Source organism: Pseudoalteromonas undina (assembly GCF_000238275.3).
GTDB classification, from domain to species: Bacteria; Pseudomonadota; Gammaproteobacteria; order Enterobacterales; family Alteromonadaceae; genus Pseudoalteromonas; species Pseudoalteromonas undina.
In genome coordinates this window covers 2354326-2379606 of the sequence record NZ_AHCF03000003.1, presented here as the reverse complement: position 1 = coordinate 2379606, position 25281 = coordinate 2354326, and the positions used below count along the sequence as shown (strand labels likewise).

Genomic DNA, 25281 nt, shown 5'->3' with positions numbered 1-25281 from the left:
TCTAACTCTTTAAAAAACCCGCACTTGCTGCGGGTTTTTTATTGTTTAACTTTTATAAAGCATGATTGATTTAAAGATAATGAAGCCCGTCGTATTAAATGAACATGGCTTAAAAAAATAAGTGTAAACGCAGCTAAAAAAAAGGAGCAACACAAGGTTGCTCCTTTTTTATTTGTAGTGGCATTAACTTAGCTTATTAGCAGTTTTTGTGATGAGTGCTTTAAACTTCTTTCGATGTGATTCACTACTAAAGTTCTGAATAGGCATTGTCACTTTATGCTCTAATGGTAACAGCGGTGCTGCTGTTGAATAACGCCCTACAGGTGGAACGGCTATCTCTTTGAGGTGTACTTTAAGAGCCGCTAATGTTGCATCGTCATCTACTTCACTCGGGCAGAGGAAAATGCCCCACTGCCTTAGCTTAATGCCTAGCTTGATACTACTTGAGTAACGCACAATAGGAGCAGCGAGGATGAGCCCTAATAAAATAAGAGATAACCACCAAAAAAAGACCGGTGTAAAGTAATAAGCAACGCTACCCCATACAATGGCAACAAGCGAAGAAAACAATGTATAACCAAACGCTTCTTTCCATGGCACCATTCTACCTTCACGCGGTTGAGCATCCCATTTTACTTTTTTGCCTAAAAATACACAGACTACAAAGTACGCATGAAATACCATCATCAATGGTGCCACAATAATAGCAAAAATGGTTTCAATGACAGATCCTAAAATGAGCTTTAATGCGCCACCAAAGCGCTGTTTACGGTGCACTAAAGTAACAATGACGCCCATAAGTTTAGGTAATAACAAAATAATAATTGTTAGGTAAAGTAATGAGTCAATGAGATCTGTTTTGGCTATTTGCCAAGTCGGAAATAACTGATAGGCACGATTAAAGTAGACATCACTATTTAAAGCACGTGTTACCGCATCTATGGTACTTAATGCCAGCATAGACAACCAAATAAGAGATGAAATATACGCTGTTGCACCTAGTAAAAAGTGCAGTTTGCTCATTAGCTTTAGCTTTGCTGATGAAAGTAAACCTAGGTGTTGAATATTACCCTGAACCCAACGTCTATCTCGTACAGCATAATCTAAGATATTACTGGGAACCTCTTCATAACTGCCTTCAATATCGGCAAGTAATAATACGTCCCAATTTGCGCTATGTAATAGAGAAGCTTCCACAAAATCATGGCTTAAAATTTCTCCACCAAAGGGGGCTTTACCTTTGAGTGTTGGCAAGCCACAGCAATCAATAAACGCACTAACACGAATGATGGCATTATGCCCCCAGTAATTGGCTTTATCGGTTTGCCAAAAAGCAGAGCCAGTAGCTAACATTGGGCTATAAAGAATCGAAGCAAACTGTAAAAAGCGTCCAAAAAAAGTATCTTGGCGCACAGGAATAGGAATAGTTTGAATCAATCCCGCTTGTGGGTTATTCAGCATACTAGTAGTGAGTTCTAGCATGCATTGACCCGTCATCACACTATCAGCATCCAATACAATCATATGCTCGTATTGGCTACCCCAACGTTCGCAAAAATCGGTTAAGTTACCTACTTTACGATGTTTATTATCTTCACGACGACGGTAAAATATTTGTTTTGCTGTATCGCCAAGACGTTCACATAAAGCATGCCATGCGCTTAATTCATTACTGGCAATAGTTGCGTCTTGTGTATCGCTCAGTAAATAAAAATCAAAGTGTTTTAATTGCCCAGTGGCTTTTAACGATTGCAAGCTCACTTCAAAGCCAGCAATAACTCTATGGGTATCTTCATTATAAATAGGCATAACTACAGCCGTTTTTTGCTGTGATAGTACTTCATTGTTAATGGAGACCGGTTTTATTCTTCTAAGCGTGAGCGGATCTATACGAAATAGCTGCAGTATAAAACCAATGCAGCCACTACAAAACGCGGTGACTATCCAAGCAAAGGTAATAGAAAACAAAGCAAGCAGTGCATATTCAAGCAAGGTCATGCCATTTGAGTTTAAAATTTCAAACATAATTGAAATGCCATAGCCTGAGAGGCCAATAGCAGCTATAGCAAATAACCATACGCGAAGTGTTTTAAAAGGCATTGGTGTGCCAGTACTTTGTTTACTTGATGTCATTTGGATACCAAACATAGCTCCATGCCTCGCTCACTGCTTTGTTACGTAGTTTTAGCGATAAACGCATATCTACAGGATTACTGTCTTTTGGGGCGACTTTGAAGGCAACTCGCCAGCCTAATGATTTTGGTAGCTTTTGCACTGTAATATCACGCGCTTCACCTGTGGTAAGTTGCAAGTCTGCGCTAAGTACTAATTTTTCAGATAATTGATTGATATCAGGGCCAGTAAAGTCAACAGTAAACTGACGATGGCTCTTTGGAGGTGGGTTATCTTCACCAGGCAATGCTGCACTGCCAATGCGTGTTCTAGCCACTTTAGCCAAATTATTTTGGCTTAGATAATCATTAAAGGTCGATATTTTGTAGCTAAACTTTAATGCTTCTCCTGCTTTGAACGGTTTTTCAGGAACCCAATAACTTACAATATTATCGTTAGTTTCAGTATCTGTTGGAATCTCAACAAGCTCAACACGGCCATTCCCCCATTCACCTTGTGGTTCTATCCAAAAGCTAGGGCGGTCATGATAATGCGCTTCTATATCAAAGTAGTTATTAAAGTCACGGTCACGCTGTGCAAGGCCAAAGCCTTTAGGATTTTCATATGAAAAAGAGGTTACGCTAAGTTGGGATGGATTATTAAGTGGACGCCATACCCAGTTACCTTCTTGTGATTGCGTGAGCAAACCGTCTGAGTCGTGTACCTCAGGGCGATAATCATCAAAAAACTTGGTACTATTTTCACCGTGATAAAACATACTCGTTAATGGTGCTATACCAAGCTTTTTAACATCTTTACGGGCAAAAATTTGCATGTCGACGCCAACACTTGTCTGCGTGTTAGGGTCTATCTCAAACTTGTAAGCTCCCGCTACTGATGGACTATCAAGTAAAGCAAAAATAGTAATATTAGTTTGCTCGGGTGTTGGTTTAACTAACCAAAATTCTTTGAATGAAGGAAACTCTTCACCAGATGTTTGTGCGGTATCAATCGCCAGTCCTCGTGCAGATAAACCATAAACTTGGTTAGGCCCAACTAAGCGAAAATAAGAAGCGCCCTGAAATACCATAACCTCATCTTTATAGTCATCGTTATTTAATGGGTAATGTAATCTAAAACCAGCATGCCCTAACTGCGTACCTTCAATACTTTTTGCTATTTCATCTTTTAGGTGTGCTGCTGTTCCATCATATTGATAAAACTCTGTGCTAAATGGAAGGCGGCTAAGCTTTGCATTTTGATCAACGATATTGATTTTTACTGGCGTTTTATATAAAAAACCGGGGTGAAATAATTGCAGCTCATAAAGCCCTTCATCTTTCCATACCGATTGGTCTTGCTTAAAGCGGATTGAGCGGTAGTCTTGATAATCAATACTATTAAGCGCATCTAACTGTATTTCTTTTGGTGCAATGTAATCTTGTTCAGCAAGCTTTTTAGCTCGCGCACTTAGCACATCAAATAAACTGCTCTGCGGTATTGCGGCTTCAAGTGAAGTTGCAGCAATGGCGCTGTTAGTTCCCCACAGTGAAAAAACCATCAACATCCCAAACAAAGGCTTTTTAAAAACCCTTTGATAAGTAGATATAAGGTGAATGCGCGCTTTCATTTTGAATCCTTTATAAAAAATATGTTTACTGCTAAGATTGACGTTTATCTCAGTTGCTCTTGGTATGGATTAGAAGGACAAGTTGTTTTTCACTTTCAATCAAGCCGCCATAACGCATTTTGACTTTTCGAAAAACAAACAGTGTTAGAGTTACCTTGAGTTAGATGTGTACTAAGTCAATGCTTGCATAGATAATAAGCAGTGCTTGCTGAAGCCTGTCTGAATTACATTTGTATATAAAATAAAAAAAGCCGCGAATGCGGCTTTTGAGTTACTTCAAGTAGATACTGGCAATAACTTTAAGTCATGAACCGGTTATTGAAGTCGAAGTTAATCAGCATATTTGGTTGCTTTATAAGTGAGTTTTACATTGCCAAATGGTAAAAAGCCATTTACGCGGACTTTCCATTTACCCGATTTAGGATTGGTAAATGTACAGTTTTCTGCGTTTCCTCTACTAATTGATGCGCAGTCACTTCTAAACAAAGTCGGGCTTCTTTTGTGTCTAACAAATAAGTTTGCATCGCCCCATCCACCGTCTAGGCTAATAGTTAGCTCGTCATAACCTTCAGGAATATCAATGCGGTAGTTTTTCCACCAAAACCAGCCGCGAATATTATCAATTTCACCGGTGATCACCTCTGGTTCTGGCTCAGGTGGCGCGATAATCGTTGAACGAATATCGACAATAACAGGGTCATGATCTGATGCTCTGTAAGGTCCTTGAGCATACAAGCTTGATTGCTGTGCGTCAGATTTAAATTCAACATTATAATCAAGTGAAATAGGCTCATCGGCGTTAATATGCCAATCACTGGCGCTCACTACTTTACTTAATAAGCTCGGGCTTGCTAGGGCGTGATCTAAACTTCCTGCACGACCAGAAAAGCTGTAAGAATAACCTAAGGTGTTGCCATCTAACTCAGCAACCACATTTTTAAGGCCCTTATCAGCAAATGCACGGATAGGATCTTCCATTGCATACGCGTTCATGTCGCCAACAAGAATGATATCTTCATCATCAACTCCTGTTGGTTTGCTATTTAGCCAATCAGCAAATGCATTTGCGCCAGCAGTTCGGATTTCATTCCAACATGCTTGACCGTCACCTTGATCTGCATTGCCGCCAGTGGCACTTCTGCAACCACCTTTAGATTTTAGGTGTGCTACGGCAACAGTAAAGACTTCCTCTGTATCTAAAGATTTAAAACTTTGTGCAATTGGTGCACGGTTGCTGTAATCGAAAGGCGCATCGGTAGTGATTGCTGCAGTACCCACTTGCTGCACTTTATCAGCACGATAAATAAGCGCAGTCGTGATAGCGTCTGTGCCGATTTTATCAACACCAAAATCCACGAATGCATACTGATTTTGACTATCAGCGTCATTAAGTGCATTTACTAAGCTTGCAACAGCACTGAATTCACCAAAGCCGTCATTTTCAATTTCCATTAAGCCAATCACATCCGCTTGCAAAGCACTAATAGCGCTGACTAGCTTGGCTTGTTGGCGAATTAACTCGGCTTCTGAATCAGCACCACGGCTAGTTGGAAAACCACCGCCTTGGCCATCGCCATTAAAGTAGTTAAGTACGTTAAAGCTGGCAACACGTAAATCAGCGTCAGGGTTTAACTCTGGCGCATCGGTGCGTGGATTGGTTGCTATAAACTGAGGTGTTGTTGTTGGGTGAATACGGTAAGTACTAAAGCTGTAAGCTAGCGCACCTGTTACAGAATTTACTGTATCGCCTGTGCGTAGAGTATTCTCTGCTGATAATCCTGGGACAGGGTAAGCGATAGGATCGCGGTTTTGACGAGTTGAGCCATCATCTAAGAGTATTTTTTTATTTAGATTTTGCGCTTCAACCGCATTCGCAGCCGCGCCAGGAAGTGAAACTTGAGTACCTTGGTATAAGCGTTCAGTAGCAAGCTCTAGTTCACCATATCGACCTAAACCATAATTGTTAGTAACAATAAGTGGCTGCTCTAAGGTCACTAACATACCCTCAAACGCTTCTAATTCACTTTGATCGGTAACGGGTAAAGTAATTTTAATCGGGTAAGCTGAAAGACCGGTGTCACATATAGCAACTTGACTAACATTGCCAATTTGGGTGGCATCAAAATATTCTTCAACAGTACCTCGTACGCGAACGTGGTCACCAACATTAACATCAGTATTAGTAAAGTAAACAAATACCCCTTCAGAGGTAAGTGGGTTTGTATCTTCATCATAACTCAGTGAGTTAACAAAAAAGCCTTTGAGCTGATCATCAGCCTGGAAGTCAGCTGTTACTACACCTTCAAACTCAACAGCAGTGTTAACCAGTGGGCTGCTTGCGCCTTCGCCTTGAATGCTGCTAATTAATGTTTTATCAGCGCCACATAATAAAGGCTCTTCAGGTTCTGGGTCTGGTTCAGGGCTAGGTGAAGAATTCCCTGCAAAGATACCTAAATCACTAAAGTCATCTTGATCAAATTGCAGCCATAGCTCACTTGGATTAAAAACGCCATCGGCATCGGTGCGTCCGTTTAGTTCGGTTTCTTTGCGGCGCAATGTTTTATTTTGTGTTTTCACGCCCCCTTCTGACCAAAATGAACCAGGGTCTACACCGCGTTGGCCGAAGCTATCAATAACCACAGAGCCTTGAGTAAGTACCAGCGCATCATCGCCATTGAAGTTAGTCACGGCGCTGAGTTGGTCAGCTTTTTCTTTTAGTTCTGCTGATGCATTCCCATTAACAATGACGTAAGTGCTGTTTGCAGCAAGTTCACCTGTTAAATCGAATGTATTATTTGCATCTGTATTGCCATTTGAATAGAGGCTTAGCGTGTAGCCATCTAATGACAGAGGGGTAGTCGAATTATTAAATAGTTCTACTGCTTTATTATAGCTACTGCCTTCTACGTACTCAGATATAACGAGGTTAGCGGTAGCGGGTGCACTGAGGCTTGCTAATACAAGCGCCAATGGCGTTATTTTTGTTTTCAACATTATTATTTTTCCCGTGTTTTTGTTTCCCCAAATGGGACGCTTAGTGTAATGAAAAATAATTACAAATAGAATACAGAATGTTAACAATGTTGAGATTTGCTTATTTTTTGAGGTTGAAAATACGTTGTGTTTTTAGTTTTTAGTTTTGGGTGAGGAGAGGCCTATGTAGTGTTATTACTCTTCAGGAATGGGAATAACGCCGCATAAAAAAGGGCTGCCTTTAAATATACAAAAGGGCAATAAAGCCCTTTTATATCAATATGTCGTTATTATTTATTTAAATAGCGAGCAGCTTGCTTAGCAAAGTAAGTCAGGATGCCGTCTGCGCCAGCGCGTTTAAATGCTAATAAAGATTCCATAATAGTAGCTTCTTCGCTCAGCCAGCCATTATCAATAGCGGCTTTATGCATCGCGTATTCACCACTTACCTGATAAGCAAATGTTGGTACACCAAACTCATCTTTAACGCGGCGTACAATATCAAGGTATGGCATACCAGGTTTAACCATTACCATGTCGGCGCCTTCCTGAAGGTCAAGCGCGACTTCGCGAATTGCTTCATCTGAGTTAGCAGGATCCATTTGGTAGGTTTTTTTATCAGCGCCTTTTAAGTTACCAGCAGATCCTATGGCATCTCTAAATGGGCCATAGTAGCTAGATGCGTATTTAGCTGAGTAAGCCATAATACGAGTGTGAATAAAGCCATCCGCTTCGAGCGCTTCGCGGATTGCGCCAATACGGCCATCCATCATATCTGATGGAGCAACAACATCGGCACCTGCAGCTGCATGTGATAATGCTTGTTTAACTAATATTTCAGTGGTTACATCGTTTATTACATAGCCTTCGTCATCAATAATGCCGTCTTGCCCGTGAGTAGTAAATGGATCGAGCGCCCCGTCAGTGATCACCCCAAGTTCAGGGAGGGCTTCTTTTAAAGCACGAACAGTGCGTTGTACTAAGCCATCATCGTTATACGCTTCTTCGGCATATAATGATTTTTTATCTGCAGGCGTAACAGGGAAGATAGCCACCGCAGGCACACCTAAATCAAATAATTCTTTAGCTTCTTCGATCAGTAGATCAATTGATAAGCGTTCAATACCGGGCATCGATTCAATGCTTTCACGACGGTTTTTGCCTTCAAGCACAAAAACAGGGTAAATAAGATCATTAACACTCAGCTGATTTTCAGCCATAAGGCGACGAGAGAAATCATTACGGCGCATTCTACGCATGCGAGTATATGGGAAAAGGTCTAGTCCAGATTGGGCCATAAGTATACGCTCCTACTGTGGGATTGAAAAATTAACCACTTGATTGCGGCCATGTTGTTTTGCTAAATAGAGTGCCTTATCGGCATAATCAGTAAATAGTTCAGGGTTATGAATATCATCGGCAATTTGAGTATAAACACCGGCACTAATGGTAAAGTCGATAATAGTCCCCGCTACATTCACACTATTATTTGCTATTGCTAAGCGTGTCTGCTCTGCAATGACCAGTGCACCTTGGTTATTAGTATTAGGTAGCAAAATGACAAATTCTTCACCACCATAACGTGCTACTTCATCTAGTGGGCGCTTAAGCTGTTGTTTAATGGTATCAGACACAGCCCTTATAACTTGATCGCCGGTTAGGTGGCCATAGTTATCGTTAATTGACTTAAATTTGTCAATATCTAACATAATAATGCTCAGTGGCGTTTGTTCGCGGCGCGAACGACGAATTTCCATAATTAGTTTTTTATCGAAAAAGCGCCTATTTTTAATGCCTGTTAAGGCATCTTCCATATTGAGTTGTTCAAGTTCGCGGTTTTTATCTTCTAATTCCCTCAGTGTTACTTGTAACTCAAAGGTGCGTTCATCTACTTGGCTTTCAAGCTCTTGGCGGGTGCGCTCTTGTAATTCAATCCGCTCATTTAATAGCGCATCTTGTGCAGCGTTTTGTGCAATTAATGCTTGCTGCGCTGTTACTTGCTCATCGCGTTGTAATATAAATAACTTTATGACGGTATAACTTAAACAAAATGAGCAACCTAAGGACGCTGCAAAGGTTATCATTAAGCTAGCTCGAGTCACTGTATAAAGGCCGGTTAATGCAATGGCAAAATGAATCACAATAATGAAAAACAATATAAGGGCAATTAATAAGCTTTTATTAGGGCTTGTCGGTTGCTGGCGCAAATAAAGTAATGTAGTTATCACGTGGTAAATAAGAATTATAGGTATAGTTGAGATGGCAAATAAAGTTACACTGGGAGTAGGTAATAACCATATAAAACCGATAATTAACGCATACAGTGTCGTAATAGCAGTTTGACCCTTGAGTAGCTTAGAGGCGTTAGGTTTGCACACATGCCGCTGTAAGGGCAGAAGCAGTATTGTGATCAGCATAAGCAATAGAGGCATCATTAACTGTTGCAGGCCAGCTATGCTTGAGGGAGCATAACGAAATCCAAACCCGCCTAAGTAAGCTAAAAACAGGCTAAGCATCAATGTAATCACACCTGCATAAGCAAAATAATGTTTACGTGAAAAAGCAAATAAAACTATGCAACTGATAGCCAGTGAAAAAATAAATCCAATCAGCAATCCATAAAGCAAGTTAACCATGCTTTTATGGGCTAATAATGCATCCTGTTGCCATAAGGTGAGAGGGACGCGAAGCCCAATTCCCGCATTATTATTAACTTCGAGGTAAACGGTGGTTTCGCTGTTAGCGGGAAGAGTTAATTTAACCAGCAAAGACTCACTTCTAATCGCTCTATCAGATAAAGGCAGAGCATCACCAATATGTTCCGATTTTAGTTGCTCCTCACCTATAAAGTGGTACAGGTATATATTGTTCAGAAGTGGGTTATCGAACGATAGGATTGGCTCTATTGGCTCATTAAGGTAATTATTTAGTTGAAATTGAATCCACACAGGCCGAGACTCAAGGCCTAAATTAAGTGGCTTATTATTAAGTAGCAGCCATTCTTGTAAATTGCTTTGTCGTGCATCTTCTAATGAGGTAGGAACAAACGAATAATGAATACCTTCTATTGTTTTTGAATTAAATTCGCTATTTATCTCGATTGCACTTGCAGGAAAACAGGATGCATAAAACACCATAGTGAATACCAGCAAAGCGCAAAAGGTTCGCATTATTTTTTCTCTATTCCAAACAAATGATTAAAGTTTTCACTTGTATGCTTTGCAACATCACATGCAGGAATACCATAAAGCTGAGCAAGCGTGTCACAAACATAATGCAGCAATGCTGGCTCATTACGTCTTGATTTTGGCCTAGGTTTAACAGTGCGAGGGATTAAAAAGGGTGCATCGGTTTCAATTAATAAACGCTCAATGGGAATGCTAGGGATCAGTTGTTGTAATTCTTTGCCACGTCGTTCGTCACATACCCAGCCGGTGATACCAATATAAAGGCCCAAATTTAAGTAACCTGCGAGTGCTTGTGCATCACCAGTAAAACAGTGCAGTACACCGCGTACAGTAAACTCATTTAAAATAGCAAGCATGTCGTCACTGGCGTCGCGTTCATGCAAATAAACAGGCAGGTTTAGCTTTTCAGCTAATGCGAGCTGACGACGAAACACATCACGCTGCACATCTCTTGGAGAAAAGTCGCGATTATAATCTAGCCCGCACTCACCTATGGCAATAATCTGCTCATGTTGAGCTAGCTGAGTGAGTTGTTGCTCAAGTTCAGAGGTTGCTGTTTTTGCATCATGAGGGTGAATACCCGCGCTAGCATATTGGTCATAGCGTGCAGCAAGTGCTAATGATTCTTCGCTGGAGCTGATATCGCAGCCAATAATTAGCATATGCTTAACACCGACCTCTATTGCCCGAGCGAGCACTTCTTGATGCTGACCATCAAATTGATGATTAGTTAAATTTACGCCAGCATCAATTAAGGTGTATTGCATTACTGGGTGCGTTTTACACGAATTGAACGGTTTTGATCTGCTTTTTTAAGTAAAAAAGAGTTGAATACGCCACGGCTAATAATAACGGTATCGCCCTCATCTAATCTCAAGCTATCTGAGCCAATTTGACGCCACTGCTGATTATTCTCTAAAGTAATAATTAGCTCACCATAAGGTGCTTTTTTAACAGATGAAATTATTGATGTAATAGACTCTTCCCCATTTTCAGTAATTTCTTTGTGCTCTAAACCAAATTCTTTTTCTTTGATAGCCACGGGTGCTGTTACGGTAGACGTGTCAGCTTTTACATTAGCTTGAGCAGGTTGCTCTGGCTGTTTACGAGCTGATTGAGTGAGCGATTTTCCGGCAATGGTGTTGTCATAGCATAGTAAACGATTAAAATCGTTTTCAATAAAACTACAGGCTTGCAACGCTTGTTCATTGATAGGAGTTGCGGCTAAAACCGGTACACTTGTTAAAGCGAGTAAAGAAAGTAAATGCTTATTCATATTATTCCTCAGATTCTTGTTGTGGTTTTGCGGTATAAAATTTCGCTAAAATTAAGCCAAGCTCAAATAACAGCAGCATAGGGAGTGCTAATAGAGTTTGTGATAAAACGTCTGGTGGCGTTAAAAACATCGCCACTACAAATACGCCGACCACTATATAAGGGCGCTTTTCTTTTAGGCTTTGTGTGGTTGTTGCACCGCTCCAACAGAGCAACATAATCGCCACTGGAATTTCAAATGCAATGCCAAAAGCAAAAAATAGCTTAAGAACAAAGCCTAAATAGCTACTGATATCTGGGGCTAGGGTCATCATTTGAGGACCTGCACTGGTGAAAAACCCTAAAATAATTGGCAGTACTACAAAGTAGCAAAAAGCAATGCCACCATAAAATAAGAAAATACTGGAAGCTAATATTGGCATCAGCATTTTCTTTTCGTGCTGATATAAACCTGGGGCTATAAATCCCCAAATTTGATGTAAAATCCAAGGGATGGCCGCAAATAAAGCAACAAACAACGTTAGTTTAAAGGGAGCAAAAAATGGCGCAGTGACATCCGTTGCTATCATAGTGGCAGTACTAGGTAAATGAGCGACTAGAGGAGCAGCTACAAACGTATAAATATCGTTTGCAAAGTAAACCAAACCAATAAATATCACTAAAATACTCAATAGCGATTTTATCAACCGGTCACGCAACTCGATTAAATGAGCGACAAATCCTGATTTTACTTCTTCAGTCATTGTTTTCTATACCTGCATTAAGCGCATGAAAAAAGAGAGTGCCATAATTACTTAGAGTCATCTGTTGCTTGGTTATTAGTGGCTTGGCTTTGATTTTTTTTATAGCTGTGAGTAACTGATTGCGCTGCTTGTTGCAGCTCAGAAACAGAGTTTTGTAGGTCAGGGCTTAAATCTTTAAGACCTTGTTGCTCTGCTTTTTTTAGGTTTTCATGTAGCTCGTTTACACGAAGCTCTTCACTCACTTCAGCTTTTACTGAGTTAGCCATTGCTTTGGCTGTTTTAACCCAGCGGCTTACGGTTCTAATAGCAACAGGTAAGCGTTCAGGCCCTAGTACTACCAAGCCGACAATAAATACCACAACAAGCTCCCACATTCCCATGCTAGTTAAACCTTGTCGTTATCTTTAGTTTTGCTAGTTGTACTTGAATCGATTGGTGTTGATTCTGATGATTTTTGGATCTGTTCAGTTTTATCTTCGCTAGCTTGTTTTTCAGCATTTTGGTCATCAGACATAGCTTTTTTAAAGCCTTTAACTGCGCCACCTAAATCACCACCAATACCACGCAACTTTTTAGTGCCAAAAAGTAATATAATAATAACTAAAACAATTAGTAATTGAGCCCAACCAACATTTCCAAGCATAACTTTTACTCCAAATTTCATTGTATGTGTACGCTGATTATACTCAGCAATATGTAAATAGCACTTAGTTTATGAGCGGCGCCAAGCCGCTATAAAGCCAATAACAGCACAGCTTAAGACAACGCCAGCAGCGATTAAGTTGTGTTGTAAATAAAATAAAGCTGAGACAATCATCGCAGCACTACTAAACAGTCCTAAAACCAATGGTTTATGTGAAACCTTAATTTCAGGTGCATGAGAGTGTGGTGCTCGCTTTAAATTTTGATAAATTAAATCGGGTAGTTCAGGCATTTTTTCTGCCCAAAACGGTAAGTTTGCATACATTTGCTTTAGCACAGACAGCGGGCCCACTTGTTGTTTAACCCAGTCTTCTAAAAATGGTTTTGCTGTTTTCCACAAGTCCAGTTGTGGGTATAGCTGACGACCTAAGCCCTCAACATACAACAAGGTTTTTTGTAATAATACGAGTTGCGGTTGAACCTGCATATTAAAACGACGTGCGGTATTAAATAAGTTAACCAATACATGACCAAATGATATTTCAGCTAGTGGTTTATTAAAAATAGGCTCGCACACGGTGCGAATAGCAAATTCAAACTCTTCAATGCTGGTATCAGGTGGTACCCAGCCTGAATCAACATGTAGCTGTGCTACTTGGCGGTAGTCGCGGTTAAAAAAGGCAATGAAATTTTCAGCTAAATAGCGTTTATCTTCTTTGTTAAGAGTTCCAACAATACCGCAATCTATACCAATATATTTAGGATTATGCGGGTTTTCGCGTGACACAAAAATATTACCCGGGTGCATGTCAGCATGAAAAAAACTGTCGCGGAATACTTGAGTAAAAAACACTTCTACTCCGCGTTCTGCTAATAACTTCATGTTGGTGTTTTGTGCCATCAACGCTTCAGTGTCCGAAACCGGAATACCGTAAATACGCTCCATAACCAGTACATTACTGCGGCTATAATCACTATATACTGTTGGAATGTATAACGATTCTGAACCTTCAAAGTTACGCTTTAATTGAATGCCATTAGCGCCCTCACGCATTAAGTCGAGCTCATCGAGCAATGTTTTTTTATACTCTTTAACCACTTCCACTGGGCGTAATCGCTTGGCTTCGTTAATTAACTTACCGACAACCTTAGCCAATTTTTCCATTAGTGCTAAGTCAGCGTTGATTTGTTGCTCAATATTAGGGCGAATAACTTTAATAACAACATCTTGCGATTCACCTTGAGGATCAACAAGAGTAGCAGTATGCACTTGAGCAATTGAGGCCGATGCCAAAGGTATTTGTGAAAATTCGCTAAATAGCTGGCTAATATCATCTATTTCTAATGCTTTTTCGATGATTCTCTGGGCTAGTTCACCTTCGAACGGTTCTACCTGATCTTGTAAAAAGGCTAATTCCAAGGCGATATCATGAGGCAGTAAATCGCGCCGAGTTGAAAGCATTTGGCCAAACTTTATCCACACAGGGCCAAGTTGTTGTAGTGCTAAACGAAGTCTTAAGCCAGGAGGTTTATCTTTGTGTTGGTTGCGCAACCAAAACAAACTGCCACGAGCAAGTTTAGCAAACCAAGGTACTTTATGTTTGGGTACAAGCTCATCAAGTCCGAAGCTAAGCAGGGTTTTAGTTATGTAATACAGTCGGGCAGTTGACACAAAAAATCCTTAGCGCGTTAAAGGGCTTTAATTAGGGCGTTAATACGTTGCTCAATGGCGGCAACATGGCCTTTTAGTGCTCTATTTTGTTGTTTAAATTGCTCAAGCTCTAATGGGTGAATGGTGATTGCCAGTTCGTCTTGGCACACACTAATAAAAGTATTATCGAGCTGAGACTTTGCTTTTTTACCCTGCTGCTTAAGCGACTGCAAGTGCAAATAAAGTTGTTGTGCAGGCGCGTCGCCAATATGCTTTGCTAGTTGCTCTGGCCAATCAATCTCTACACTTGAAAAGGCTGAACTATAGTGTTGAGCTATATTTAAATCGCCTTGTAAATCAAGCTTATCTTGGCGAATAAGTTGAGTCAGCATGGCTGGGTTTTTCAGTGCTAACAAGGTATCTATATTGGCGCTGATCATACAATCAGCGTCAGCATGTTCGAATGCAGTGTAAAGATGTAGCTGCTGATTGGCATAAGTAATGGCTATTTTTTGCTGCCAGTCTCTAACCTCAACTAATAAGCGCTGATGCTCTACCGTTTTTAGTTTATCGAGTAAGCTCGGATCGAGTTTAAGCGCTTGATTTAATACTTGCTCAATAAGCGAAAGTACAAAGCTCGGTAGCATAAAAAAATTGCCTGCAGCCGGTTGTTCTTTACTGTGTTCTTCAAGCGCCATAAATTACTAACCTTAGTATTTAAATCCACGATGCAGGGCAACAATGCCACCAGTTAGATTTTGATAAGTCGCTTGCTCAAACCCTGCTTCCACCATCATCGCTTTAAGGGTTTCTTGATCTGGATGCATACGAATTGACTCTGCTAAGTATTGGTATGATTCACTGTCGTTAGCAACTAGTTTACCCATAGTAGGTAAAATGTTGAAAGAGTAAAAGTCATACGCCTTGCTGAGAAGCTCTTGCTCTGGTTTTGAAAACTCAAGAATGAGTAAACGACCACCTGGCTTTAAAATGCGGTACATAGAGCGCAATGCTTTATTTTGGTCGGTGACATTACGTAAGCCAAAAGCAATCGTAATTAAATCAAAACTATTATCAGGGAAAGGTAAGGCTTCGGCATTCATTTGTACGTAATCAATGTTGCCTACAAGGCCTAAGTTATGCAGCTTTTCGCGGCCTACTTTTAACATTGAAGAGTTTATATCACCTAAAACAACCTGACCGGTTTCGCCAACAAGCTGGCTAAACTTTGCAGTTAAATCGCCAGTACCGCCGGCTAAATCTAATACATGATGACCTTTACGAATACCTGAGCTGGCAATTGTTTGACGTTTCCATAAACGATGAATACCAAAAGACATGAGATCATTCATAACATCGTACTTTGTCGCAACAGAATGAAATACATCAGCAACCATAGAAGCTTTTTCGGTTTCGGCAACAGTTTTATAGCCAAAATGCGTGGTCTTTTCAGGGTTCTCGTTCATGATTAATCTCTATCGTGGTAATAAAGACTAGTGTACTTGATTGTGCACTAGGGGTGCAATTTGAATATGATTTATCAGTTAACTTTATTGTTTGAACAGTGTACTGGGTTATTGAGATGTGCGTGATTTAAACGCCGCGTTTGAGGCACTTTTAACTAGTTGGTTAAAGTCGCCTTGTTGTTGTTCCGTAATCCCTAATGAGAGAGAAATGGGAGGGAGTTTTAGATCGCTTTTTGAACTTATAAAGCGTAGTTTTTCAACTCCAGCTATTACTTTTTCTGCAATCAGCTTAGCAGTTTCTGGCTCAATGTTAGCAAGTAGAACGATAAATTGGTCTTTTGCAGAGCGCCCGGCTAAGCCACTTTGTGAAACATACTTTTGAACTTGCTTAGCTACTTTATTTAAAATCACTTCTCCAATGGCATCACCAAAGTTATTAATAAAATGCTCTAAATTATCAATTTGAATGGCAATTGCTGAAATTGACTTGTCTTGTTTTAGCCATAATTGTGTTTGCTTAGTTAAATAATGGCGTTTGTATAAGCCTGTTTGTGGGTCAATCACATGTTGTTTGCGCAAGGTATTAAGTTGTTTTTTAGTGGCTTCTTGTAGTTTTTTTGCCTGGCTAAGTTCTTGTTTAAATTGCGCTTGTTGTGAGAGAAGTAACTGTGTTTGCTCATTTAACCTTTCTAAAGCGAGGCGGCTGTTAGCAATATTATTTTCATCTAAAGAATGCAAGCAGTCATTAACATGGCCTGCAAAATCGTTAAGTTTTTTTTCTGTTTGCTGTGCATTTCGCGATAGTGAATTGATCACGCCATTGACGTTTTCAATCATTGCTACTTCGGTTTTATGACCCTGATTTAAATATTCAAAATAGAGTTGCTCAATAAATAGCTCATCAATATTTTGATTTGCATCTATGGCATCATCAATAGCATTGTTAAGCGCAAAATGGATTTTACTAATGTATGTATACACAACTTGAAAATTTAAGGGGGTAGGAGGCAAAACATGATGCTCTAAAAACATACATACTTTTGTCATTTTTTCTTGTGCTATAGCCATGGAGTCATGGAACATCATTTGCAATTACCAACCAAATACGCATAAATGCTGATTTATAAAACTCGTCCAATGAGGCAATTTGCTTCCAAGCGCAGATACAATAATCATTATATCTGTGATTTAAAAGTAAAATGAGTCGTAGTTGGTTAAAATGACGCTATAAATTCAATAACCGTTGCTTTTTTGAGCAATTACTCTAATTAACTTAAGTTAATAAAATGACTGCTGGCGTATATTTTTCGCAGTTGGTCGTATATCTATTTGCTATTTATTCAGCCTAAGATAGGTTTACCACATCTGTAACGTCATTAAGCTCAATAACTATGAATTTATCTCTTTCAAAAAAAATGCGCCTTTCCTTATTAAGTGTCACCTTAATGTGCTCATTAAGCGCGTGTCAGCTCACTACAATTAATGCCGATCAGCAATTTACGCAAACCGCTGAAAATATCGTACAACACCGCCAAAATGTAAGCCCATATAGTAATCCTGAGGGAGTTGATGGCTATTTATTACCTAACTTATCGGCTGACTTTTTAGCGCTGCAGTATCAAAAAAACACCCAGTTATTGGCTGATTTAGATGCAATAGATATGAGCAAGCTGAGTGACGAGAATCAAATTAATTACAGTATTATTCGAGCGCAAGTGCAAAATAGTGTTGATGAATATGTATTTAACGCACACTACATGCCTTTAACGTCAGAGTATGGCTTTCATTCAAGCCTATCGTTTATTGTTAATAGCTCGGATTATAAAACTGCACAAGATTATCAAAACTACCTAAAGCGATTACAGCAAGTGCCGCGCTTTTTTGAGCAAAATATAGGCTGGATGCGTAAAGGGTTAGAAGTTGGTTTAACTCAACCCAAAGCGGTATTAATTGGCTACCAAGATTCTATTACTGCCTATATTGTTGATGATGTAACACAGTCTGAATTTTACAAGCCGTTTTTAAACAATACCGCGGGTTTAAGTGATAGTGAATTTATAGCGTTACAACAACAGGCTAAAGCCACTATCAGTGGCCAAGTTATTAAAGCCTATAAAGATTACTTAACTTTTTTTAATACTGAATACTTACCTGGCGCGCGCAGTGATATTGGTATTTCGTCAACTCCTAATGGCGAAGCCTTTTATGCAAATCGTGCTAAGTATTACACCACGACACAAATGACCCCAAAAGAAATCCATGAGTTGGGTTTAGCTGAGGTGGCGCGTATTCGCAGTGAAATGGAAGCGGTCATCAAAGAGGTGGGCTTTAAGGGCACGTTTGCAGAATTTATCCACTTTTTACGTACTGATCCGCAGTTTTACGCCACAACGCCTGAACAATTATTAAAAGAGGCCGCGTACATTGCCAAAAAAATGGATGCACAGTTACCTAAATTATTTCATACCTTACCACGCAAACCCTATGGCGTAGCGCCGGTGCCCGCCAATATTGCACCTAAGTACACTACTGGGCGCTATTCAGGTTCGAGCCGTGATGATCAAGCCGGTTTCTATTGGGTGAACACGTACGCTTTAGATAAACGACCACTCTATGCTTTAGAAGCGTTAACGCTGCACGAAGCCGTACCGGGCCATCATTTACAAATATCACTCAATGCAGAGCTTGAAAGCTTACCTAGCTATCGCCGAGATGCCTATTTATCAGCATTTGGTGAAGGTTGGGGGTTATATTCAGAGTACTTAGGGGTTGAGGCTGGTTTTTATCAAGACCCATATAGCAACTTTGGTCGTTTAACCTACGAAATGTGGCGTGCTGCACGTTTAGTGGTTGATACGGGGATGCATATGTATGGCTGGAGTCGAGAGCGTGCAATGAATTTTATGGCTGATAATACGGCGCTTTCATTGCATAATGTAAAAACGGAAACCGACCGTTATATTTCGTGGCCAGCACAAGCGCTGTCTTACAAAATTGGTGAGTTAACAATTAAGCGTCTGCGCGCAGAGGCTGAGCAAGCATTAGGTCAACAATTTGATATTCGTGAGTTTCATCATCAAATATTACGCCATGGCTCAGTGCCTTTGTCGGTGCTTGAGCAACAAATACGTTTGTATATACAAGTGGAGTTAGCAAAAACAGATAGCTAAAAGCGCATTATTTTGAAACTATAAAAGTGTGGTGTTATTTGATGGCATCACGCTTTTTTAGCATTTAAGGATAAGTAATGAGTCAGTTTATAATGTTCAGTATCGATGTGTTTGCCAGCCTATTTATTGTTGCATTGGGGTTGCTGGTTGTATTAATTGCTATTTTTTATATTCGAGATGTTACGCAAACAAAGCATGCTATTAGGCGTAATTATCCCGTGATTGGACGTTTTCGTTATTTCTTTGAGCGCCAAGGTGAGTTTTTCAGACAGTATTTTTTTGCCCTCGATCGTGAAGAAATGCCCTTTAATCGTGCCGAGCGTAGTTGGGTCTACCGCGCGGCTAAAGATGTTGATCACACGGCCGCTTTTGGTTCAACTCAAAGTTTAGAGGCCACAGGCACCGTCATGTTTATGAACTGTGCATTTCCTACCTTAGATGAAGAAGCCTTAGCGCCGAGCAACGTAACTCTTGGCCCTTACTGTAAATTTCCTTACACCACAAATTCGCTATTTAATATATCGGGCATGAGCTTTGGTGCGCTATCAAGCCCTGCTGTGCGTGCACTATCTAAGGGGGCAAAATTAGCAGGATGTTGGATGAACACGGGAGAAGGCGGCCTTAGCCCATATCACTTAGAAGGAGGTGCCGATATTGTATTTCAAATTGGCACCGCAAAATATGGTGTACGCGACGAGCAGGGAAATTTAAGTACAGAAAAGCTAAAAGCCGTTGCTGCACATCCAGCGGTTAAAATGTTTGAACTGAAAATGAGCCAAGGTGCTAAGCCCGGAAAAGGCGGCATGTTACCTGGGCGAAAAGTGAATGCTGAAATTGCCAAAATAAGAGATATACCCGAAGGGCAGGATTCGATTAGTCCAAACGGGCACCCAGAAATAAAAAATCCAAACGATATTCTAGACATGCTTACCACCATCAGAACTGCAACGGGTAAACCGACAGGCTTTAAAGCGGTTATTGGTGAACATACTTGGTTAGAAAGTTTATTCGCCGAGATTAATCATCGTGGCATTGAGTCCGCACCCGACTTTATTACTATTGATAGTGCGGATGGCGGTACCGGCGCAGCACCACAATCTTTATTAGATTCTGTGGGGTTACCGCTTAAAGAAAGCCTTCCTTTAGTTATACAGCTATTAAAGAAACATGGTCTTAGAGAGCGAGTTAAAATTATTGTTTCGGGTAAATTAATTGTGCCATCCAAAGTCGCATGGGCATTAGCACTAGGAGCCGACTTTGTAGTTTCTGCGCGAGGGCATATGTTTGCACTAGGCTGCATTCAGGCTATGCAATGTAATAAAGATACTTGCCCAACAGGGATTACTACGCATAATGAACGTTTACAACGTGGTTTGAATGTTGAAGATAAAGCGCAGCGGGTCGCAAATTATAATAAATACATCCATTACGGGGCAGGGCTTATTGCACATTCTTGTGGCGTTACCAGTGCTCGCGAATTAAAACGTAAACATGTACGTATAGTGCAAGAGAGCGGCCTTTCTGAGCCATTAGACAAAATTTACGAAAATCATAAATAAGTCGTAATAGATATTTTAGTAAGCTATAGTTTCAATATAGTTGTGCTACTTGCAAAAAAAGGCTTATGAGGCTTCAGCCTATTAGGCTCATTTTAAATGCTCCTCGCTTTCTTTCGGGAGAGTTAAAGTTACCGCAGTAGCAAGTTCAAGGTATGAAGAGGTTGCTTGTGTTCTGCCATTATTTATATAGGCAATGGCAGAATGCTAAGCACTTTAAATTAGAGACTAAAAAAAGACACAGGCCGTTCGGTTGCATGCGTATTTTTTGTGACGTCAGTATAAAGCTCAATGTAGTTTTTATTTCGTGCTCTTAAAACTGAGAGATGAAGAGTGTTATCTTGAATGTTACTACCAAGTATAAAGCTCATTCCTTTATTCGAGAGGCTAAATACAGTTTCAACCTTTGTAAGCTTATCGAGAGGTGCTCTGTAAATATCAGTTTCGGTAGTAAAGTATAAAAATCCGCTATCGTAGTTGAGTTGCTGTAATGATTGTTTTATTTTTTGTAGCTCTTTCGATAGAGATAGCTTTTTAAATTGGTGGCTTACCACGTCATATTGGATGAGTTGCTGGGTTTTATTGTTTGCAATGAGTTCAGTGCTATTGATCCAGTCAAATGAAAATGGCGTTAAGATATCAACTTTATCCCATGTAGATTGTTGACGGTCGTAAATATTCAATGTGCTATTCATCTGCTTGTCTGTGCTTAATAGGGCGATGTATTGGCCGTTAATTTTTGCAGTTATTACACTTCCTCTAGCTGGCCATTGCTCGATGACAGAAAAGTCATTTGTGTTTAAAAGTGTTAGTAATAATTTTTCTTTATTGTATGTCAGTAATGCACTCTGGCTTAAATCAGCATCCATTACCTTATTATTTTTACCAATAATAGAGGTAATGTCTTTGTATTGACTATTATGTTTTAGCCAATGGCTAACCCCATGAAAGTTTTTTACTTGAAAGTAAGTTTTTTGCTTTTCTAATTTGAAGCCATTCGCTTCATTTTTAGCTGAATTAGCAATTTCTGCTTGAGTATTTTTATCTAAATCCAAAATTAATAAATCATGATCATGCAGATCTGTACTACTTAAAATACTATTTTTGCTTAGTGAAAAAGCGTAGTTAGATCTTGCTATGGGGGCATGTATAGCTGGCAACATCTGCATTTCATCTAAAGAATATGATTCTATCGAGCTTTTATGGCGGTTATACCATAGTAGTTCATTATTTTTTCTATCATAAGTTATAACCCATGTTCTATATGGCTGATCGAAGAGCTTCATAGGAGAGCTACCATCTAAGTTAGACATATATATTTCAGAGTGGGTAATTTGATGGCGCTCATATATAATTCGGTTTGGATTTGGTATGACGGCTAATAATAAATCTCCGGTACCATTAATATTGGGGTTGGTAATTCGAATCTCTTCTTTAGTATCTAAATCTAATGAATACAAGGCTGTTAAATGAGCAATATTACGATAATTATTACGTGAAAATATGGCTGTGTTGTCTATTTCAGTGTAATCATATATATATTTTAAATTTGAATCTAAAAGTGGGTTATCTAGATGTTGAAGTTTGGGCTGCGCACTCAATAAATCGCTTGCTTGAATTATCTCACATTCTGCCTTGGTAGAGTTTTTACATTGGGTATAAAATAGTCTTTCACTGTCATGAGACCAGCCATTAACCACAAGGTAGCCTGAGTCGATCAATAGCTCTTTTCCCGTTTCTAAATTAATTATGTAAAGTGTGGTTTTAGTATTCTTGTCCATACTATCAACTAAAAAAGCAAGCTTATCTTTATGTGGGGACAGTTTGAGATTGTAATGCGTACCTTTGTGCCAAGATATTGTTTGTGCGGAGAGCTTTAGCTCTTTAGGCGTTGGCGCTGAATGTGTTTGCTGTTTTTTTTGTTTTTGATCGGTGGATGTCATTGTAACAGCCACGAATGCTCCAAGTAATAAAATAAAACTAAGTAAAGGTAGAATGAGCTTTCGCGAGCGCTCAATTGTGAAATAGGTATTATTAGAGGTAGTAGTGCTTTTTTGAACCGAGACTACGTTTTGAATAGTTTCAACAGATTCTGTAGAAGCTATTATTGGAGACGCTTCTGGCATTGTTATCGGAATGAATAAGCTGTAGCCAGTACGGTAATGGGTTTTAATGCTTTGGCCTGGCTGTTTTGCTGATTTGAGAGCTTTTCTTAACTCTGAAATAGCTCGATTTATCGCATTATCATCTACATAGCTTTGTAGCCAAATCTTTTCAGCGAGTTCTTGACGAGGAATTATCCGCCCATTATGCTCAATAAAATAGCATAATAATTTGAATAATAAAGGCTCTAACTCTCTGGTATTATCGCCGTCGCTAATAGTTTGAAGATCAATGTTAAGTTGCCACTCACCAATTACGACAATATTTCCTTTAGTGAGAAAACTAGCTAACCTCATGCCTAATCCTTTAATTATTTACACTTTTATCACCACGGAATGATAACAGATGTTGTTTGTTATTAGGGTATTTTTGTTTACTGTATGTAAACTATAATTAGTTGTTATCAATATATGCAATAAAGGTCTTCTATCACCATGTTAAATTTAACGTTAGTACTACTACAAAGTTCGCTACACTGGCTTGATAAAGATGCTAACTTAGCTATGTTTGAAAAACAGCTTGCTAATATCACCAATCAACCTGATTTAATTGTATTGCCCGAAACCTTTGCCACTGGATTTGCGGTTAACCTTGATTGTGGCGAACCTGAAAATGGCTCAGTACTGAGTTGGCTAAAGGCACAGGCGAAGCACTATAATGCGGTATTTGCAGGCTCGGTATTGGTAACCCAAGGACGTAAAAAAGCGAATCGGTTTTACTGGGTACAACCAAGTGGTGAGGTACGTTATTACGATAAGCGCCACTTACTTTGTTTGGGTAACGAGGGCGAATTTGTAGTAGCAGGACAAACCCGTGAAGTGTTTGAACTCAATGGGTTTAAAATTTTACCGCAAGTTTGCTACGATTTACGTTTTCCGGTGTTTCAGCGCAATAGCAATGACTACGACGTGATGATAAATATTGCCAACTGGCCTGCGGCAAGGCGTAATGTGTGGGATACCTTATTAATGGCGCGAGCAATGGAAAACCTGTGCTACGTGGTTGGCGTAAATCGGGTTGGCGAAGATGGTAATGGTATTGACCACAGCGGTGGAACCGCAGTGTATGACTTTAAAGGTGAGCCACTGATTAAAGCGCATGACGACCAGCAAGCACTATTAACAATCACGTTAAATAAAGCGCCGCTTGATGAGTTTAGAGCTAAATTCCCGGCACATTTAGATGCAGATGCTTTTACATTGGTATAAATTAGCGCCTAGCCAATAAAGTGCTAAAATAGCCGCTGATATTTTTATTGGCGGCTTTATGAATACAACCCTTATTACACCGGTAGTTTTAGCAGGCGGCATTGGCACACGGCTTTGGCCGCTATCGCGCCAAGCAATGCCAAAGCAGTTTTTATCTTTGCTGGATGATAAAAATCAGCAGTCATTATTACAAAGTACGTTATTACGGGTTGCAACTGAGGACTTTAATCCCGCTATTTTGGTCTGTAATGAGCAGCATCGATTTATTGCCGCGGAGCAGGCTGCATTTGCAAAACCCCATGCCATAGTACTTGAGCCAGAAGGTAAAAATACCGCACCAGCTATTGCCCTTGCCGCGCACTATGCCTTAAAAAATAATATCACGGGCCCATTGTTGGTGATGCCTGCCGATCATCATATTGCAGATTTTACCGGATTAACGGCTCAGTTATCTGATGCGATTAAACTTGCTGAGCAAGGTAAATTAGTTACATTTTCAATTACGCCAACAGAGCCACACACAGGTTATGGGTATATAAAACAGGGCGCAGCAATCGAAGGTACCTGTTGCTTTGAAGTTGACCAGTTCAAGGAAAAGCCTGATTTAGCAACTGCATTAACCTATTTAGCTGAGGGCGGTTATAGTTGGAATAGTGGTATGTTTTTATTTACTCCCGCGGCATATCTAAAAGAACTGGAACGCTTTGCCCCCAAAATAGCTAAAAGTGTTGCTAATGCTACTGATTTTAAAAAAGACTTAGCGTTTACCAGAGCAAATGCCCATGCACTTGAAGCTTGCCCAAGTGACTCAATTGACTACGCTATTTTAGAGCGCAGCAATAATGTAGTGGTAATGCCAGTGGCGTTAAAGTGGAGCGATGTCGGCAGTTTTTCTGCACTGGCTGCGCTGAGTAAAAAGGATTCGCAGGGCAATAGTCAAAATCAGCAACATATTGCACAAAACAGTATTAATAACCTAGTTATTAGTGAAGATGGACACACAATTGCTACTTTAGGTGTGAGCGATTTAGCGATTGTTCATACTCATGATGCTACCTTGGTTGCAAAGCAAGATTCGCTTGAAGGCTTGCCTTTAATACTTAAGCAATTGGCAATTACGCAAAATGACAAACTGGCGCATCATCAGGTGGTTTACCGCCCTTGGGGAAATTATCGTACGCTAGTAGAAAGTATCGGCTTTAAGGTTAAAAAAATTACCGTAAAAAGTGGGGCTAGGCTCTCAACCCAGCGTCATCAGCACCGTGCCGAGCATTGGGTGGTTGTCTCAGGTACTGCAGATATATGTATTGACCAGCAAAGCTTGACGCTGACTCACGACCAATCTTGTTATATTGGTGCAAAACAACTGCACAGCTTAGCGAATAATCAGCCCGAACCCTTAGTTGTTATTGAAGTTCAAACGGGTGCCATTTTAGATGAAAGCGATATAGAGCGATTTGACGATATATACGGTAGAAAATAACAGTATAAATAGTAAATATGG

The 25281-nt window shown here is 39.9% G+C and carries 19 protein-coding genes; 4 read left to right on the top strand and 15 right to left on the bottom strand.

Annotation, left to right across the window (positions count from 1 at the left end):
* Positions 1 to 183: 183 nt before the first annotated feature.
* The 14 genes from mdoH to PUND_RS14595 all read right to left on the bottom strand — a co-directional run bounded on the left by mdoH (position 184) and on the right by PUND_RS14595 (position 16748).
* Positions 184 to 2148, bottom strand: coding sequence for a glucans biosynthesis glucosyltransferase MdoH (mdoH, locus tag PUND_RS14660; protein WP_010392257.1), 1965 nt, complete (start codon positions 2146 to 2148; stop codon positions 184 to 186).
* A complete protein-coding gene (locus PUND_RS14655; RefSeq protein ID WP_010392258.1) occupies positions 2120 to 3742 on the bottom strand; it encodes a glucan biosynthesis protein G in 1623 nt (540 codons plus the stop codon). The genes mdoH and PUND_RS14655 overlap by 29 nt, the downstream gene beginning before the upstream one ends.
* Positions 3743 to 4072: 330 nt before the next feature.
* Positions 4073 to 6736 (bottom strand): ExeM/NucH family extracellular endonuclease, encoded by a 2664-nt coding sequence (locus tag PUND_RS14650; RefSeq protein ID WP_010392259.1) that lies wholly within the window; start codon positions 6734 to 6736, stop codon positions 4073 to 4075.
* 269 nt (positions 6737 to 7005) lie between these two features.
* Complete coding sequence (gene hemB / locus PUND_RS14645) at positions 7006 to 8013, bottom strand: porphobilinogen synthase (protein ID WP_010392260.1); 1008 nt, start codon at positions 8011 to 8013, stop codon at positions 7006 to 7008.
* 12 nt (positions 8014 to 8025) lie between these two features.
* Positions 8026 to 9885 (bottom strand): sensor domain-containing diguanylate cyclase, encoded by a 1860-nt coding sequence (locus PUND_RS14640; protein WP_010392261.1) that lies wholly within the window; start codon positions 9883 to 9885, stop codon positions 8026 to 8028.
* Positions 9885 to 10670, bottom strand: coding sequence for a TatD family hydrolase (locus PUND_RS14635; protein ID WP_010392262.1), 786 nt, complete (start codon positions 10668 to 10670; stop codon positions 9885 to 9887). Before PUND_RS14635 ends, PUND_RS14640 begins: the two co-directional genes overlap by 1 nt.
* The gene (locus PUND_RS14630) at positions 10670 to 11179 is read right to left on the bottom strand and encodes a hypothetical protein (RefSeq protein WP_010392263.1); all 510 of its coding nucleotides are present in this window, start codon (positions 11177 to 11179) and stop codon (positions 10670 to 10672) included. Before PUND_RS14630 ends, PUND_RS14635 begins: the two co-directional genes overlap by 1 nt.
* Position 11180: 1 nt before the next feature.
* Positions 11181 to 11921, bottom strand: coding sequence for a twin-arginine translocase subunit TatC (gene tatC, locus PUND_RS14625; protein ID WP_008108549.1), 741 nt, complete (start codon positions 11919 to 11921; stop codon positions 11181 to 11183).
* A gap of 47 nt (positions 11922 to 11968) precedes the next feature.
* Positions 11969 to 12301, bottom strand: a complete 333-nt coding sequence (gene tatB / locus PUND_RS14620; protein WP_010392264.1) for a Sec-independent protein translocase protein TatB — start codon at positions 12299 to 12301, stop codon at positions 11969 to 11971.
* Positions 12302 to 12306: 5 nt separating this feature from the next.
* Entirely contained in the window at positions 12307 to 12564 is a 258-nt protein-coding gene (gene tatA, locus PUND_RS14615) for a twin-arginine translocase TatA/TatE family subunit (RefSeq protein WP_010392266.1), read from the bottom strand.
* Between the two features lie 69 nt (positions 12565 to 12633).
* Positions 12634 to 14235 (bottom strand): ubiquinone biosynthesis regulatory protein kinase UbiB, encoded by a 1602-nt coding sequence (gene ubiB / locus PUND_RS14610; RefSeq protein WP_010392267.1) that lies wholly within the window; start codon positions 14233 to 14235, stop codon positions 12634 to 12636.
* Positions 14236 to 14252: 17 nt separating this feature from the next.
* Positions 14253 to 14912 (bottom strand): ubiquinone biosynthesis accessory factor UbiJ, encoded by a 660-nt coding sequence (locus tag PUND_RS14605; RefSeq protein ID WP_010392268.1) that lies wholly within the window; start codon positions 14910 to 14912, stop codon positions 14253 to 14255.
* Positions 14913 to 14924: 12 nt separating this feature from the next.
* The gene (gene ubiE, locus PUND_RS14600; RefSeq protein ID WP_008108541.1) at positions 14925 to 15680 is read right to left on the bottom strand and encodes a bifunctional demethylmenaquinone methyltransferase/2-methoxy-6-polyprenyl-1,4-benzoquinol methylase UbiE; all 756 of its coding nucleotides are present in this window, start codon (positions 15678 to 15680) and stop codon (positions 14925 to 14927) included.
* 108 nt (positions 15681 to 15788) lie between these two features.
* A complete protein-coding gene (locus tag PUND_RS14595; protein WP_010392271.1) occupies positions 15789 to 16748 on the bottom strand; it encodes a GGDEF domain-containing protein in 960 nt (319 codons plus the stop codon).
* A gap of 323 nt (positions 16749 to 17071) precedes the next feature.
* Between PUND_RS14595 and PUND_RS14590 the strand changes: the two genes are divergently transcribed.
* Both PUND_RS14590 and PUND_RS14585 read left to right on the top strand, forming a co-directional pair.
* Positions 17072 to 18850, top strand: a complete 1779-nt coding sequence (locus tag PUND_RS14590; RefSeq protein WP_010392273.1) for a DUF885 domain-containing protein — start codon at positions 17072 to 17074, stop codon at positions 18848 to 18850.
* A gap of 77 nt (positions 18851 to 18927) precedes the next feature.
* Entirely contained in the window at positions 18928 to 20409 is a 1482-nt protein-coding gene (locus PUND_RS14585; protein WP_010392275.1) for an FMN-binding glutamate synthase family protein, read from the top strand.
* Positions 20410 to 20627: 218 nt separating this feature from the next.
* On the opposite strand, the gene PUND_RS14580 is transcribed toward PUND_RS14585, so the two are convergent.
* A complete protein-coding gene (locus PUND_RS14580; RefSeq protein WP_010392277.1) occupies positions 20628 to 22865 on the bottom strand; it encodes a winged helix-turn-helix domain-containing protein in 2238 nt (745 codons plus the stop codon).
* A 138-nt stretch (positions 22866 to 23003) separates the two neighbouring features.
* Here PUND_RS14580 and PUND_RS14575 point away from each other — a divergent pair, with 138 nt between their 5' ends.
* A complete protein-coding gene (locus PUND_RS14575; protein WP_010392278.1) occupies positions 23004 to 23777 on the top strand; it encodes an amidohydrolase in 774 nt (257 codons plus the stop codon).
* A gap of 58 nt (positions 23778 to 23835) precedes the next feature.
* A complete protein-coding gene (locus PUND_RS14570; RefSeq protein WP_010392281.1) occupies positions 23836 to 25260 on the top strand; it encodes a mannose-1-phosphate guanylyltransferase/mannose-6-phosphate isomerase in 1425 nt (474 codons plus the stop codon).
* Positions 25261 to 25281: the final 21 nt, after the last annotated feature.